The sequence below is a fragment of the Sphingopyxis sp. YR583 genome, assembly GCF_900108295.1.
Lineage (GTDB): Bacteria > Pseudomonadota > Alphaproteobacteria > Sphingomonadales > Sphingomonadaceae > Sphingopyxis.
Genome location: NZ_FNWK01000001.1, coordinates 2,070,408 through 2,085,727 on the forward strand (window position 1 = coordinate 2,070,408; position 15,320 = coordinate 2,085,727).

The window sequence follows — 15,320 nt, forward strand, 5'->3', positions numbered from 1 at the left end:
AATCTCCAAACTGGCGCGGTCGATGACCTTTCCGCACCGTGCCGGATCAATTTAGCGCATGGACCTAAACAGTTGGTAAGCGGATGGGATCAGAGCCATCCCGCCAGTTCGCGGCGTACCAGCGTCTCCAGCATCGCGATGCCGGTCGCATCGGCGTTGAGGCAGGGCAGATAGGCGAAATGCCGTCCACCCGCGCTTTCGAACTGCTGCTTGCCGCGGATCGCCAATTCTTCGAGCGTTTCGAGGCAGTCGGCCGAAAAGCCGGGCGCGAAGATGGCAACGCTGCGGCCTTCGCGGCCGAGCTGTTCGAGGCGTGCGTCGGTCGCGGGTTCGAGCCATTTGGCGCGGCCGAAGCGCGATTGGAAGGCGACCTCGACCGGGCGGCCGAGCGCTTCGGACAGCAGGCGCGCCGTCTTCAGGCACTGGCAATGATATGGGTCGCCGAGATGCAGCGTGCGTTCGGGCATGCCATGAAAGCTCGCGAGCAACACATCGGGTTTGAAATCGAGCGCGTCCAGTCTCGCCTCGACCGATGTTTTCAGCGCGTCCAGATAGGCGGCGGCGTCATGATAAGGGGGCAGGAACCGCATCGCGGGTTGCCAGCGGAGTGTCTTGAGATGCGCGCCGACCGCATCGACCACCGTTGCGGTCGTCGCGGCGCAATATTGGGGATAGAGCGGCGCGATCAGGATGCGGTCGCAGCCCCCGGCCACCAGCGCATCGATCGCGCCGCCGATCGCGGGCTTTCCATAACGCATCGCATAAGCGACCTGAACCGCCTCGCCGAACGCCGCTTGCAGCGCCTCGCTTTGCGTCCGCGTGATCGCGGCGAGCGGCGATCCGGAATCGGTCCAGACCTGGGCATAGGCATGCGCCGATTTTTTCGGCCGCGTGGTGAGGATGATCCCGCGCAGGATCGGCTGCCACAGGAGCTGCGGGATTTCGACGACACGGCGGTCGGACAGGAATTCGGCGAGGTAACGCCGTACCGACGGGGCGTCGGGCGCATCGGGGGTGCCGAGGTTGACCAGCAGCACGCCGATCCGCGGCGGTGCCACCTCGGGGTGGTCCGGCGGCAGGCTCATAGCGGATGCGCCGACAGGGGCAGGCGGCGGATGCGGCGGCCGGTGGCGGCGAACATCGCATTGGCGATGGCGGGCGCGACGACCGGAACGCCGATTTCGCCAAGGCCGCCCGGGTCGCGGTCGCTGTCGATGAATTCCACGACGATCTGCGGCGTCTGCGACAGATCGGGCAGGCGGAGCTGGCCGAACTTGCGCGCGGTCGCGAGGCCGCCTTCATAATCGGTCGTGGCGCCGACCGAGGCGGCGAGGCCGAAGATCAACCCGCCCTCGATCTGCTGGCGCGCGATCGCCGGGTTCACGAGCCGGCCGGCGTCGACGACGGCGACCAATTGTTCGACCTGAAGTCCCTTTTCGGTCTGCCGCGCGGTCGCCATCAGCGCGATATGGCTGCCGCGCATCGAATGGCAGGCGAGGCCTTGCGCGGTGCCCGACAATCCGCCTTCCCAGCCGCCGAGGCTGGTCACGGTGAGCAGGCAGCGCGCGAGCAGCGGCGAATTGCCGAGCATCGCCATGCGATAGGACAGCGCATCGTTTCCGGCACGCGCCGCCATTTCATCGACGAAACATTCGGTAAAAAAGGCGGTGTAGCTGTCGGCATTGCCGCGCCAGCGTCCGGTGGGAAGGCCGATATCGGCGGGGCAATGATCGACCGCGCGGTGCGGGATAGCGTAGCCGCTCGCCGCGCCTTCGACCGCCATCGCATCGGTGCTGCCCGCCGCTGCGCGCTGCGCGACGTCGGCGGGTGCATGGTCGAACAGGCGCTGGCGAACCTCGTGATTCGTCGGCGGCACCGCGATGCGTGTCACCAGCGCGTCGATCCCGCCTGCGGCGTTGAGCGTGGCCGTCAATTTGGCGCGCGCGGGTGCGCGCGGCGGCAGGCGCATGATTTCCTCGGCACGCGACCAGGCGAGCTGGACCGGGCGCTTGACCTCGAGCGCGATGATCGCTGCCTGCACCGCGACATTGTGGTCGAGGCAGGCGTCGAACGATCCGCCCGCCATCATCGGGAACAGCGTGACACTGGCGGGCGCCAGCCCGGTCGCGCGCGCGATTGCGTCGCGGCACTGCGCCGGCGCTTGCGTCGCGGTCCAGACGCGCAGCCCGGCACCGTCGGGCGCGGCAGTCGCTGTGCGCGTTTCAATGGGAGCATGGAGCGCTGGAGCGACGGCATATTCGGCTGCGACTTTCTGCCGCCCTTCCATTGCCGCCGCGACGTCGCCTTCGCTGACGATGCGATAACCGTCGTCCTTCAACGCCGATTTCAGCGCCTTGTCGATGCGGTCGGTCGAAATCGGCGTGCCTTCGGTCTCGAAGACAGGAGCAAAACGATCGAGCGCGCGGTTCGCCGCCCACCAGTTGCGCGCGACCGTCGCGACCCAGCGATCGTGGGTGACGACATGGAGCAGCCCGGATGAGGCCAGCCCCTGCTTGCGGTCGATCCCCTTCAGCCGCGTCGCGCCGAGCGGCCCTTGCCGGATCGCCGCAAACACCATGTCGGGCAGGCGGATGTCGCCGGCGAAATTCGCCGACCCGTCGATTTTCGCCGGCAGGTCGAGCCGGGTCAGTTCCTTGCCGTAAAGCGGGTCCGAACTGCTCGATCGATAGAGGGGCTCGGCGGGCGGTTCGAGCAGCGCCGCTGCTGCTGCAACGTCACCGAAGCGCAGCCTTTTCTTGCCGTGGATGACAAAGCCGTCCTGTGTGTCGCATTCTTCCCAGTTGGCGTCCCAGCGGTCCGCGGCGGCCATCATCAGCAGCGCGCGCGCCTGCGCTGCCGCGGCGCGGCACGGCGCCTCGAACATCCGCACGGAAGAGCCGTTCGCGGTCAGCATCACCGCATGGCGCACCGCCCATTCGCGCCGCGCCCAGCTGCGCACGTCCGACACGAAATCGGGAACGCCCGATCGCGGGGTAAAGACCGCGCTGTCCTCGTCGACCAGCAACGTGTTCGTATAGAGCGGGTTGATCGGCGCGGTTTCGACGGCGATCGTGCGCCAGTCGGCGCCAAGCTCGTCGGCCATGATCTGCGGCAACAAGGTCGTAACGCCCTGACCCATTTCGCATTGCGGGACGATCGCGCTGATATGCCCGTCGTCGCCGATCTTCAGAAAGGCGTTGAAGATATGTTCGTCGGGCGCGGCGGTCAGGTTCGGGCGGTAATCGCGCGGCCACAGGCTCCACGCGATGGCGAGGCCGCCTGCCGCGGTCGCGCCGACCAGCAGCGAACGGCGGCTGACGTGCGGCAGGCGCGATTTGTTTTTACCAACCGTGTCGCGAATGCCCACCATGCCCGCTGCTGATAGTCAGGGGCGCGAATCGGCGCAAAGAAAATCGCGCTTTCGCGGGCGGCCCGTTCCGGCCGCTATTTTCCCGAGAGTGCGAAGTCGACGCGCACCGAAACCTGTGATTCGCTGACCCCCGGATTGAAAGGCGGCGCGGCGGCCTGCGGTGCGGCCTGGTTCGCTGCGGCGTCCATCTCGTAATAGGGCATCGGTGCGCCGCCGTCGCCGCCATCGCGGATCGTCAGCACACGATCGATTTTCAGGCCGGCCGCGCCCGCATAGGCATCGGCGCGGGCGCGCGCGGCGCGATAGGCGGCGGCATAGGCCGATTTGGTCGCCGCCTCCTGATCGGACACGCGCAATGTCGGTCCCGACAGGACATTGGCACCCGCTTGCGTCGTCGCGGCGACGGCCTCGCCGGCCCGGTCGACCGCGCGCATCCGCACCTCGACCTGATTGACTGCCTCGAACTTGCCCTTGTTCGCTCCCCAGTCGATCCGGTTCACGGTGAGCTGGCGCGTCTGGAGATCCTTGCCCGCGACGCCAAAGGCTTTCAGCGCCTCGGTCACTTTGGTCATCGTTTCGTTGTTCCGCTGCGTCGCCGCTTCGGCGGATGCGGCGATCGTGCTCACGCCGGCGGTAAAGCGCGCTTCGTCGGGCCGCGTTTCCGACCGGCCGGTCGCCGAAACCGAGAGCAGGGTTTCATCATGCCCGACGCCGCGTGGGTCAGGTGCCTTTTCGCTGCACGCGCCGAGCGCGAGCAGGGGGATCAGCATAAGGGTCTGGGTGCGCATCGATTTTCTCCCGTCATCGCTGTCCAGCGTATGACGCGCGAAGCGGTTCCCTACCAGCCCCACGGCGCGGGCGGCGGCGCCACCGGCTTGGCATAATCGAACGCGACGCGGAAATGCCGCCCCTTGCGGTCCAGCCCATAGGTGAAACCCGCTTCGGTGGTTTCGATCGACCAGATATTGGTGGTCGAAACGCCGCGACCGGTGCGTTCGAACATTGCGATCGATTCGGCATCGACGGGAAAGCTCTGGCGCGTCGCGCTGCCGCTGTCCGCCGTATCGCCGCCATAGAGGGTGACTTCGTCGTGCGTGCCGTCGGCGTGGCGGTGATCATGCTTCAGGCGCAGTCCCGCCGCCGTCCGGCTGACGATCCACGTCCGCGAACGGTCCCAGCCACCGTCTGCGGCCAGCCCCTCGATGTGGAAGGGGATTTCGATCCGGTCGGCGGTGCAATGGCGGATGTGCATCACCATCGCCTTGCCGCGCATATCGGCGTCGGCGTCCTGATCGCTGGCAAGCTGTCCGGCGTAGGCCTGGCCGCAGCGCGCCGCGAGGGCATCGAAAAATGCGTCTTGCGGATTTGCCGTCGCCGCCGTGGTGGCGCAGCCCGCAAGCGCGGTCGCGGCCAGCAGCGAGAGCGCGGCCTTCATTTGAGCAGGCCGAGGCGCGGCACTTCGATCTTGGGGCAACGGTCCATGACGACGGTCAGTCCCGCGGTCTCCGCGCGTTTCGCCGCGGCCTCGTCGACCACGCCGATCTGCATCCATACGGCTTTGGCACCATGAACAATCGCTTCGTCGACCGCGGCGCCGGCATCGGCGCTGTTGCGAAAGATATCGACGAGTTCAGCAGGGGGTTCGACGTCGGCAAGCGTCGCGACGACCGGCGCGCCGTGGATCGTCTTGCCGGCATGCCCCGGATTGACCGCGATCACGTCATGGCCCTGATTTACGAGGAAGGCGAGCACGCCGTTCGAGGGGCGCGCAGGGTTGGGCGATGCGCCGACCACCGCGATGCGGCGTTTCTGCCCCAGAAGTTCACGGATTTCGCCTTCGTCGTTGATCGCCATCATTTGCCCTTTCGTGCCTGCAGCCACGCGGCCACTTTCGCCGCTATCGCGTGGAATGGTTCGCCGGCGGGATCGGTTCCCGCCGCGGGCGGCACGCCGCCGTCGCTCGCGAGGCGGATGCCCATCGACAGCGGAACGCGGCCGAGGAAATCGAGGCCCATCGTGCCCGCTGCGGCCTCAGCGCCGCCACTGCCGAACGGGTCGCTGACCTCGCCGCAATGCGGACAGGCATATCCCGCCATATTCTCGACGAGCCCGATGATCGGCACATCGGCCTGTTCGAACAGGCTGACCGCGCGCGTCGCGTCCATCAGCGCGAGATCCTGCGGGGTCGACACGATGACCGCGCCCGCGGGCTTGTGCTTCTGGATCATCGTCAACTGGACGTCGCCGGTGCCCGGCGGCAGGTCGACGACGAGCGTGTCGATGTCGCCCCAGCTCGCGTCGACAAGTTGTTCGAGCGCCTTGCCCGCCATCGGCCCGCGCCAGGCGATCGCCTGTCCGGGCGCCGCGATCTGTCCGGTCGACAACATAGGAACGCCATAGGCGTTAGGGACGGGCGCGAGTTTGGACCCGCGCGCCTCGGGCTTCACGCCCTCGCTGTCCATCAGCCGGGGCTGCGAAGGCCCATAGATGTCGGCGTCGACCAGCCCCACCTTCACGCCAAGACGCCGGAGCGCCACGGCAAGATTGGCGGCGAGGGTCGATTTGCCGACGCCCCCCTTGCCGCTGCCGACGGCGATGATCGTCATCGCCTTCTTCTCGGCAGTCATAGCGATGCGCACCTCGCGCACCCCCGTTTCGGCGAGCAGGCCGGCGCGCAGTTTATCCTCGAGCGGTTTGCGCGCTTCGGTCGCCAGCCCCGACACATCGAGGACGACCGCAAGCAGGCCCGAATCGTCGAGCAGTCGGAGCCCCGACGAGCGCCCCCCGCTCAGATCGGTGGCGATGGCGGTCAGGCGGGCGATATCGGCGCTTTGTTCGGTCATGTCCGCGGCAGATAGGCATGATTGGCCTGTTTGCCAGCCATTTTCGCGCGCACCCCCTGTTAATCGCGGACGCCGCCCCTATAAAAGCAGGATGAGCAACGAAAATGATGGAAGCATGGCTGGCCGCGGTCCGGGGGGATTGCGGCAATTTTTCGGGTCGATCACCCAGATGGCGAACAGCCCGTGGGGCAGCCCCGGCAAGGGAGACGACGACGGAAAGGGCGATAAGCGCCCCGGCCCGCGCAACCCTTGGGTGACGCCCGATCCCGTCGACCAGCGGCGCGGGCAAAAGCCCCGCGGCCCCTCGGCACTCGACGAATTGCTGCGCAAGGGGCGCGGCGGTTTCGGTGGCGGCGGCTCGGGCGGCGGCGGCCAGTTCAATTTCGGCGATTCGGCGAAACTCTGGAAATGGGTCGTCCTTGCGCTCGTCGCGGCGTGGATCCTTTTCTCTTCCTTCCACATCGTCCCGCCCGAAAAAGAAGGCGTGATCACGCGTCTCGGCAGCTATTCGCGCACCGTCGGCCCCGGCGTGAAGCTGACCTGGCCGGCGCCGGTCGAGCGTATCCGGATGGAGGACGTCCGCGCGATCCGTACGATGGCGGTCGGCTCGCCGAATGCGACCGACGAGAATTTCGTGCTGACGCGCGACCAGAGCATCGTCGATCTCGCTTATGAGGTCCGCTGGTCGGTGCGTGATCCCGAACTCTTCTTCTTCCAGCTCGCCGATCCCGAAGGGACGATCCGCGAAGTCGCCGAAAGCGCGATGCGCGCGACGGTCGCGAACTTCGACCTCGTCCAGGCAATCGGCCCCGGCCGCGTCGAGATCGAGACGCAGGTCCAACAGCGCATGCAGGAACTGCTCAACCAGTATCGCGCCGGTGTAATGATTCAGGGCATCGCGATCCGTCAGGTCGATCCGCCGAGCCAGGTCGATGAGGCGTTCAAGGAAGTCACCGCGGCGCGGCAGGAACGCGAATCGGCGATCAACCTTGCGCGCGCCTATCAGCAGCAGGTGCTCGAGCGCGCGCGCGGCGACACGGCGGCGTTCGACAAGATTTACGAACAGTATAAGCTGGCGCCCGGCGTGACCCGCCAGCGCCTCTATTATGAAACGATGGAGACGGTATTGTCGAACGTCGACAAGACGATTGTCGAAGCGCGCGGGGTGACCCCCTATCTGCCGCTCAACGAAGTGCAGAAGCGGCTCAAGGCCCCCGAAGCGACCGCGAAGGGAGGCGAATGATGAATTCGCTGTTCCAGAACCCGATGCGGCTGCTCTTCGGCGTCGTCGTGGTACTCGTCATCCTGTCGCAGTCGCTGGCAATCGTGCCCGAGGACAAGCAGGCGCTGATCCTGCGCTTCGGCGAGATCGAGCGGACAGTGAACCGCTACAAGCCGAATGAGGATTTCGGGCGCTCGGGCGCCGGCCTCGTGCTGCGCGTGCCGTTCACCGACGGCATCCAGTATATCGACAAGCGCATCCTTGGTGTGAACATGGAGCGCCAGCAGGTGCTTTCGACCGACCAGCAGCGGCTGCAGGTCGACGCCTTCGCGCGCTTCCGCATCACCAACCCGGTGCGCATGTACACCGCGATCCGCACCGAGGATAAGTTGCAGGCGCAGCTTGCGACGATTCTCGGCTCGTCGCTGCGCAACGAGCTGGGCAAGCGCACCTTTGCGACGCTGCTGTCGCCCGAACGCGGCGCGGTGATGGACAATATCCAGGTCGCGCTGAACCGCGAGGCGCAGAAATATGGCGCCGAGATCATCGACGTCCGGATCAAGCGCGCCGACCTTCCCGAAGGCGCGACGCTCGAGGCGGCGTATAACCGCATGCGCACCGCGCGGCAGCAGGAAGCGATCTCGATCCGCGCCGAGGGGCAGAAGGAAGCGCAGATCATCCGTGGCGGCGCCGACGGTGAAGCCGCACGCATCTATGCCGCGAGCTTTGGCAAGGATCCCGAATTTTACGATTTCTACCGCGCGATGCAGAGCTATCGTCAGACCTTCTTGGGCGAGAATAACCAGGGCGGGACGTCGATCATCATGTCGGCGGACAATGAATATCTGAAGCGTTTCCGCGGCAACTGAGGGGGCGACGACGGGCGAACGGTTTGATGAACAGATTGGGCAACTCCCGTTCATGTTCAATTGCCGTTCAGCCAATTCGCCGCAGACCGCCGCAGCCGGGGTAAGTTGAGTTTTTCGAGAACGAAGAGGATTACCGATCGTGCGTTATGTTTATGGCATCACTTCGGCCTTGCTGGCGGGTGGCACCGCGCTGGCGCTGGTCACCCAATCGCCCGTCGGCGCGCAGGTCGCGCAAAATGAGAAGAGCGAGATTGCCAAGGCCGTTCCGCGTGCGGGCGCGCCCGAAAGCTTCGCCGACCTCGTCGAGCAGCTGCAGCCGGCGGTGGTCAACATCTCGACCAAACAGGAAGTGACGCTCGGTGTCCGGCTGAACCCCTTCGCCGGGACGCGCGAGCCGATCACGCAGGAACAACAGGGCGGCGGATCGGGCTTCCTGATTTCGGCCGACGGCTACATCGTCACCAACAATCACGTCATTTCGGGCGGTCCGCGCGGTGAGGAAGTGAATCAGGTCACGGTCACGCTGACCAACCAGAAGGAATATAAGGCGACGATCGTCGGCCGCGACGTGGCCTCCGACCTTGCCCTTCTCAAGATCGACGCAAGCGGTCTCCCCTTCGTCAAATTCGCCGACAGCGGCACCGCGCGCGTGGGCGACTGGGTCGTCGCGATCGGCAATCCGCTGGGTCTCGGTTCGACCGTGACCGCAGGGATCATCTCGGCGGTGCAGCGCAATATCGGACAGGGCGGCGCCTATGACCGTTATATCCAGACCGATACCGCGATCAACCGGGGCAACTCGGGCGGTCCGCTGTTCGACCTGCAGGGCAATGTCGTCGGCATCAACAATATGCTGATTTCGCCCGTCGGCGCGAACATCGGCGTGAACTTCGCGATCCCCGCCGACGCGGCGATCCCGGTGATCAACGCGCTGCGCGCCGGTGAAAAGGTCCAGCGCGGCTATCTCGGCATCGGTATCGCGCCGGTCGACGAGGATCTCGCGGCGGCACTCGGCCTGCCGAAGGACCGCGGCGAATTCATCCAGCGCGTCGAACCGGGACAGGCTGGCGAAAAGGCCGGCCTCAAGCGCGGCGACGTCGTGACCAAGGTCAACGGCAAGGATGTCACGCCGCAGCAGACGCTGTCCTACATCGTGTCGAATACCAAGCCGGGCACGCGCATCCCGCTCGAAGTCATTCGCGACGGCAAGACGATGACGATCCAGACCCTCGTCGGCACCCGTCCGCCCGAGGAAGAGCTGGCAGGCAGCAACTTCGACCCCGAAGCGGAGCAGAGCGAACCCGAAGATCCGACGGGCGCCGCCGACAAGGCGATCCAGAACGAACTCGGCCTTTCGGTTCAGGTGGTGACGCCCGATATCGCGCGTGCGGTCGGCGTCGATGCCGGGACCAAGGGGCTCGTGATCGGCGCGGCGTCGGCGAACAGCGATGCGGGCCGCAAGGGGCTGCGCCGCGGCGATGTGATCCTCAGCGTCAACCGCTCGCCGGTCGCGACGAGCGAGGCGCTTGCCAAGGCGGTTGCCGATGCGAAGAAGGCGGGCCGCGACGCGGTGCTGCTCGAAATCCTGCGGCGCGGCGGTCCGTCGGCCTTTATCGCGATTCGCGTGAAATAGGCTTCGGCTTTTACCGTATCAAACGGGGCGTCGTATCTTCGGGTCCGGCGCCCTTTTTGTTTGCGCTGCCGCTGTCGTGTTCATATTATGTTCCCATAACGATGAGTCGGGAGAAAGATGATGATTGGCTATGTGACGCTGGGAACGAAGGATATCGCCAAGGCGGCGGAATTTTACGATGCGATTGCCGCCGAACTCGAAACGCCGCGGATGATGGAATATGACACCTTCATCGCGTGGGGAAAACCGGGCGGCGGCGCCGGGATCGGCATTACAAAACCTTTCGACGGCAATGTGGCGACGGTCGGCAACGGCGTGATGGTCGCGCTTGAGGCGAAGGATCAGGATCAGGTCCAGCGCCTTTACGATATCGCACTTGCGCATGGCGGCACGTGCGAGGGCCCTCCGGGACCGCGCGGCGAGGGATTCTACGCCGGCTATTTCCGCGATCCCGACGGCAACAAGCTCAACGCTTTCATCATGGGATGACGCTTGGCAGCGCTGCGCCGCCGCTCTAACCTGTCCGTCTATTTTCGAGTGGAGGACAGCGGGTGAGCGACGGCAGCACGGCAAGCGAAATCTATATCGGCCTTGGCGGCGGCGGTGCGGCGGATGGCCCGCGCCAGTCGCTGGTGCTCAAACGCGCCAACCGTCACGGGCTGATCGCGGGCGCGACCGGTACCGGCAAGACGGTGACGTTGCAGGGGCTTGCGGAAGGTTTCTCGGCGGTCGGCGTCCCGGTGTTCGTCGCCGACGTGAAGGGCGATCTTGCCGGCATGGCGATGGCGGGCAGCCCGACGTCGAAAATGCACGAGATTTTCGCCGCGCGCGCGGCCGAGATCGGCGACAGCGAATGGGCGTATCGCGACAATCCGGTGATCTTCTGGGATCTGTTCGGCGAGCAGGGGCATCCGATCCGCACGACGATTTCGGAAATGGGGCCGCTGCTGCTCGCGCGGCTGATGGGCCTCAACGAAGTGCAGGAAGGCGTGCTTGCGATCGCGTTCCGGGTCGCCGACGAACAGAATCTGCTGCTCCTCGACCTTGGCGACCTGCAGGCGATGCTTGCCTGGTGCGCCGAAAATGCCGACGAGTTGACGACGAAATATGGCAATGTGTCGAAGGCGACCGTCGGGACGATCCAGCGGCAATTGCTCACGCTCGAAACGCAGGGCGGCGACCATTTCTTCGGCGAACCCGCGCTCGACATCCATGACATGATTCGCACCGACGAGAATGGCCGTGGCTATGTGAACATCCTCGCCGCCGACAAGTTGATGGCGAGCCCCAAGCTCTACGTGACCTTCCTGCTCTGGCTGCTTTCGGAGATGTTCGAAACGCTTCCCGAGGTTGGCGATCCCGACAAGCCCAAGCTCGTCTTCTTCTTCGACGAGGCGCACCTGCTCTTCGACGACGCACCGCCCGCGCTAGCCGAGAAGATCGAACAGGTCGTGCGTCTGATCCGCTCGAAAGGCGTCGGCGTCTATTTCGTCACGCAGAACCCGATCGACATTCCCGAGGATGTTGCGGGCCAGCTCGGCAACCGCGTCCAGCATGCGCTACGTGCCTTCACTCCGCGCGATCAGAAGGCGGTGAAAGCGGCCGCCGAGACCTTCCGCCCCAATCCCAAGGTCGATGTCGCGCGCGAGATCACCGAACTGAAAGTTGGTGAGGCGCTGGTCTCGCTGCTGATGGCCGACGGCGCGCCGTCGCCCGTCGAGCGCACGCTCATCAAGCCGCCCTGCTCGCGCGCCGGTCCTCTGGAGGCCAAGGAGCGCGCGATCATCAAGTCGATTTCGCCCGTCGAGGGCAAATATGACACGCCGGTCGACCGCGAAAGCGCCGAGGAACTGCTCGCCGCGAAGGCCGAGCAGGCACAGGCGGCTGCGATCGAAGCGAAGGCGCAGGTCGAGGCCGACAAGCAGGCCGCGATCGCCGCGAAGGAAGAGGCAAAGCGCAAGGCGGCCGAAGAGAAGGAGCGGCTGCGCCTCGAAAAGGCCGCGGCGCGCGAGGCGGCGAAACCGTCGATGGCCGAGAAGATGGTGCAGTCGGCGGCACGTTCGGCCGCGACGAGCCTCGGCCGGCAGGTTGCGGGCAAGTTCGGCGGCCAGCTCATGCGCGGGATATTGGGCAGCCTTTTCAAATGAGCGATACCGATGCCGCGTTGATGGAGGTGAGCCTGACGGCCGTCGCCGACGCCGGCATCGATATCCGCCATATGCTGTTCGAGCGATTCTTCGCCGCCTATCCCGAACGCCGCGCGAGCTTCATTTCGATCGATGCGTCTTCGCGGCGGATGACCGACGAAACATTGCAGATGATGTTCGGTCTCGCGCAGGGCGAGGGCTGGGTGTGGCCGCTCGTCGCCGAACTCGTCTTTACCCACCGATCCTATGGCGCGTTGCCGATCGCCGAATATGACGCCTTCATCGACATGACGGTCGAGGAACTGGGCGTTGCCGCGGGAACTGCTTGGAATGCCGGCGCGGCAGCCGCCTGGCAGCGCCATGCCGATGCGCTCAAGGCGATGATCCGCACCGCGCGCGCCGAATGGGAGCGGGCGATGCCGGCGGGAGCACCGCAGCCGGCCGGCTGACCGATCGTAACCTTTGCGCCGTGAGGGGCTTCGGATGGCGCCTTTCGGCAGGCGCGCGTCCGGGCTCGACAGACGCCACATGATCGGGCAGCTTGGGTTGCATGACAAAACCTATACTGCCTGGAGAGGTAGCCGCCGCCGTCGTCGACCCCGTCGCATACGGCAATTGGGATCCGCTGCACGAGCAGCTTGCGTGGGCGCGCGCCAATATGCCGCTTGGCGTTGCGGAGAATGAAGATCACGATCCCTTCTGGCTCGTGACGCGGCACGCCGACATCATGGCGATCAGCCGCGATCCGCAGCGTTTCGCGAACGGCATCCGTCCGACCGTGCTCACCAACCGCGACGGCGAGGCACTGGCGCGCGCTGCGACGCCGAACAATGACGGGCATCTGATTCGCTCGCTGGTCCAGATGGATGCGCCCGACCATATGAAATACCGGCTGCTGACACAGAGCTGGTTCATGCCCAAAAATCTGAAGATCGTCGAAGACCGTATTCGCCAGCTCGCGCGCGAGACCGTCGACCATATGCTGGAAGCGGGGCCAGAGACCGACTTCGCCCGCGACGTGGCGGCGCATTATCCGCTGCGCGTCATCATGGACATATTGGGCGTTCCGCCCGAGGACGAACCGCGCATGCTGATGCTGACGCAGCAGCTGTTCGGCCCCACCGACCCCGAGCTGAACCGGAGCCGGGAGGCGATCACGAGCGCCGAACAGGCGATCGCGATGCTCCACTATGTCATCGCCGATTTCGAAAATTACTTCGGGGCGCTGACCGCCGATCGCCGCGCCAACCCGCGCGAGGATATCGCAACGGTCATTGCAAACGCCATGGTCGGCGGCGAACAGATCCCCGACCGCGAACTCGCCGGCTATTATATGATCATCGCGACGGCGGGCCATGACACAACGAGCGCGTCGACCGCAGGCGCCATCATGGAGCTGGCGAAGAACCCCGCGCTGTTCGAGCGTTTCCGCGCCGCGGACAGCGACAAGGCCGGTCTCATCGAGGAAGCGATTCGCTGGACGACGCCGGTCCAGCATTTCATGCGCAGCGCCAAGGAAGACGTCGAAATCGGCGGACAGACGATCCGTGCGGGCGACTGGCTGATGCTCAACTATGTTTCGGGAAACCGCGACGACGCCGTGTTCGCAAATCCCTTTGTCTTCGATCCCGACCGCGAAAAGAATCAACAGATCGCCTTCGGTTTCGGTGCGCACGTCTGCCTCGGCCAGCATCTCGCGCGCATGGAGATGCGCATATTGATGGAAGAGCTTTTGCCGCGGCTGAAGAGTCTTGAGCTCGCAGGTGAAGCCGCACGCGTCGAGTCGGTGTTCGTCGGCGGGCTAAAGCGTCTGCCGATAAGATTCGTCGCGGCTTAACTCGGCGCGATTCGGGCTCCTGCTGCCGCAACCGCTGGAACAACGCCGAATCGGGCTGCGTTCCACGTTCGCTGTAATAGGAGCTAGATATGGCTGTTCTGAAAAAGGCTGCGATTTCTCTCGCGGCGATCTCCATGGTCCTTTCGCCCGTCGCCGCCTCCGCTGCGTCCAGCGCGGTGCGCGCCGCATCGGCCGCCGAAGGCCAGAACGATCTCGAAGGCGGAAGCTGGGTTGCGATCGTCCTTGGTCTGGCGATCGTCGCTGGCGGAATCTGGCTGGTCGTCGACGATAATGACGATGAGCCGGTCAGCCCTTAAATCGGGCCGGGGCTTGCTTGCTAGATTTTCTCGCCGGGAAAGAAACGCGCGACCACTTCGCTTGCCAGCCGTGCAGGGCGTAGCGTCTGTGCGTCGATGCAACACCAGCTTGATTTGACCTCGGCAAGCACATCCTCGCCGCGTTTGATGATCGTTTCATAAAAGGCGCGCGCCCCCTGTACTTTTTCGAGGATGACAGTCGCAATGACCTGATCGTCGAGGAAGGCAGGGCGGCGATAGGTGATCTCGTGCTTCAGCGCGACCCACAGATGCGCCGCGACCGCGTCGGGCGGCGCAATGTGGCGCCAATGCGCCAGCACCGCTTCCTGCACCCAGCTCAGATAATGCGCGTTATTCACATGACCCATGAAGTCGATCACATCGGGACCGACCTTGATGTCATGGTCATGGGGCAAGGCAGCGCTACTCATATCGTTGACACTAATGTCAACAATTCGTGACGGAAAGATGAAATAGCGGCTGGCCCGGCAGAAATCTCGTCAGCCCCGCCCGCGGTAGGGCGCGACGCCTTGGTCGGGGAGCCACAAATCAGCCGGCGGCGCGCTCGATTGCCAGAACACGTCGATCGGAATGCCGCCGCGTGGATACCAGTAACCGCCGATGCGTAGCCATTTGGGTTGCATTTCGTCGAACAGGCGGCGGCCGATGCCGACAGTGCAATCTTCGTGAAAGCCCGCATGGTTGCGGAACGAACCGAGAAAGAGCTTGAGGCTTTTCGATTCGACGATCGTCTCGCCGGGCGCATAGTCGATGACGAGATGCGCGAAGTCGGGCTGTCCGGTCACGGGGCAGAGCGAGGTGAACTCGGGCGCCGCGAAGCGGACGAGATAGAGCTCGCCGGTACGCGGATTGGGAACATAATCGAGAACGGCCGCCTCGGGCGAGGCAGGAAGTTCACTGGATTGGCCGAGATGTTTCGGCGCGAGCGGGGTAGGGCTGGAATCGGTCATGGAAAGGCTCTAGTGCGCAGCGGCGCCGAAGTCACCGACAGGTTGGACGGAAGCGGCCGGGTTCAGCGCCAATTCAGCGGCGCGTGCGAGATATGGGTAGTGTGGGATCGC

At 65.1% G+C, this 15,320-nt stretch carries 16 protein-coding genes; 8 read left to right on the plus strand and 8 right to left on the minus strand.

The annotated features are described in order from the left end of the window. Positions 1 to 89: 89 nt before the first annotated feature. From hemH to BLW56_RS09580, 6 genes are all read right to left on the minus strand, one after another. Positions 90 to 1,085 (minus strand): ferrochelatase, encoded by a 996-nt coding sequence (hemH, locus tag BLW56_RS09555; RefSeq protein ID WP_093510279.1) that lies wholly within the window; start codon positions 1,083 to 1,085, stop codon positions 90 to 92. Then, positions 1,082 to 3,370, minus strand: a complete 2,289-nt coding sequence (locus BLW56_RS09560) for a xanthine dehydrogenase family protein molybdopterin-binding subunit (protein WP_093510280.1) — start codon at positions 3,368 to 3,370, stop codon at positions 1,082 to 1,084. Before BLW56_RS09560 ends, hemH begins: the two co-directional genes overlap by 4 nt. A gap of 74 nt (positions 3,371 to 3,444) precedes the next feature. Further along, the gene (locus BLW56_RS09565) at positions 3,445 to 4,158 is read right to left on the minus strand and encodes an SIMPL domain-containing protein (protein ID WP_093510281.1); all 714 of its coding nucleotides are present in this window, start codon (positions 4,156 to 4,158) and stop codon (positions 3,445 to 3,447) included. Between the two features lie 50 nt (positions 4,159 to 4,208). Then, positions 4,209 to 4,805 carry a hypothetical protein gene (locus tag BLW56_RS09570; RefSeq protein ID WP_093510282.1) on the minus strand — a complete coding sequence of 199 codons (597 nt, stop codon included), beginning with the start codon at positions 4,803 to 4,805 and terminating at the stop codon, positions 4,209 to 4,211. Further along, positions 4,802 to 5,224: a CoA-binding protein gene (locus tag BLW56_RS09575; RefSeq protein ID WP_093510283.1), complete on the minus strand. Its 423-nt coding sequence runs from the start codon at positions 5,222 to 5,224 to the stop codon at positions 4,802 to 4,804. Before BLW56_RS09575 ends, BLW56_RS09570 begins: the two co-directional genes overlap by 4 nt. Further along, positions 5,224 to 6,213, minus strand: coding sequence for an Mrp/NBP35 family ATP-binding protein (locus BLW56_RS09580; RefSeq protein ID WP_093510284.1), 990 nt, complete (start codon positions 6,211 to 6,213; stop codon positions 5,224 to 5,226). The genes BLW56_RS09575 and BLW56_RS09580 overlap by 1 nt, the downstream gene beginning before the upstream one ends. 115 nt (positions 6,214 to 6,328) lie before the next feature. On the opposite strand from BLW56_RS09580, the gene hflK reads away from it, so the two are divergent. The 8 genes from hflK (at position 6,329) to BLW56_RS09620 (ending at position 14,238) form a co-directional block, all read left to right on the plus strand. Next, the gene (gene hflK / locus BLW56_RS09585; protein WP_256203369.1) at positions 6,329 to 7,456 is read left to right on the plus strand and encodes a protease modulator HflK; all 1,128 of its coding nucleotides are present in this window, start codon (positions 6,329 to 6,331) and stop codon (positions 7,454 to 7,456) included. Next, positions 7,456 to 8,304, plus strand: coding sequence for a protease modulator HflC (gene hflC / locus BLW56_RS09590; protein ID WP_093510286.1), 849 nt, complete (start codon positions 7,456 to 7,458; stop codon positions 8,302 to 8,304). Before hflK ends, hflC begins: the two co-directional genes overlap by 1 nt. 139 nt (positions 8,305 to 8,443) lie before the next feature. Next, positions 8,444 to 9,937, plus strand: coding sequence for a trypsin-like peptidase domain-containing protein (locus tag BLW56_RS09595; protein WP_093510287.1), 1,494 nt, complete (start codon positions 8,444 to 8,446; stop codon positions 9,935 to 9,937). A 120-nt stretch (positions 9,938 to 10,057) separates the two neighbouring features. Next, on the plus strand, positions 10,058 to 10,426 hold the full coding sequence (locus tag BLW56_RS09600) for a VOC family protein (protein ID WP_093510894.1): 369 nt from the start codon (positions 10,058 to 10,060) through the stop codon (positions 10,424 to 10,426). 62 nt (positions 10,427 to 10,488) lie between these two features. Continuing rightward, positions 10,489 to 12,084 carry a helicase HerA-like domain-containing protein gene (locus tag BLW56_RS09605; protein WP_371262222.1) on the plus strand — a complete coding sequence of 532 codons (1,596 nt, stop codon included), beginning with the start codon at positions 10,489 to 10,491 and terminating at the stop codon, positions 12,082 to 12,084. Further along, positions 12,081 to 12,533 (plus strand): hypothetical protein, encoded by a 453-nt coding sequence (locus BLW56_RS09610; RefSeq protein ID WP_093510288.1) that lies wholly within the window; start codon positions 12,081 to 12,083, stop codon positions 12,531 to 12,533. Before BLW56_RS09605 ends, BLW56_RS09610 begins: the two co-directional genes overlap by 4 nt. A 101-nt stretch (positions 12,534 to 12,634) precedes the next feature. Continuing rightward, the gene (locus tag BLW56_RS09615; RefSeq protein ID WP_093510289.1) at positions 12,635 to 13,921 is read left to right on the plus strand and encodes a cytochrome P450; all 1,287 of its coding nucleotides are present in this window, start codon (positions 12,635 to 12,637) and stop codon (positions 13,919 to 13,921) included. An 89-nt stretch (positions 13,922 to 14,010) separates the two neighbouring features. After that, positions 14,011 to 14,238 (plus strand): hypothetical protein, encoded by a 228-nt coding sequence (locus tag BLW56_RS09620; RefSeq protein WP_093510290.1) that lies wholly within the window; start codon positions 14,011 to 14,013, stop codon positions 14,236 to 14,238. A gap of 20 nt (positions 14,239 to 14,258) precedes the next feature. Here the strand turns inward: BLW56_RS09620 and BLW56_RS09625 are convergent, their stop codons facing one another. Together BLW56_RS09625 and queF are read right to left on the minus strand one after the other, a co-directional pair. After that, positions 14,259 to 14,669, minus strand: coding sequence for an acyl-CoA thioesterase (locus BLW56_RS09625; RefSeq protein ID WP_093510291.1), 411 nt, complete (start codon positions 14,667 to 14,669; stop codon positions 14,259 to 14,261). 69 nt (positions 14,670 to 14,738) lie between these two features. Next, entirely contained in the window at positions 14,739 to 15,209 is a 471-nt protein-coding gene (gene queF / locus BLW56_RS09630) for a preQ(1) synthase (RefSeq protein ID WP_093510292.1), read from the minus strand. Positions 15,210 to 15,320: the final 111 nt, after the last annotated feature.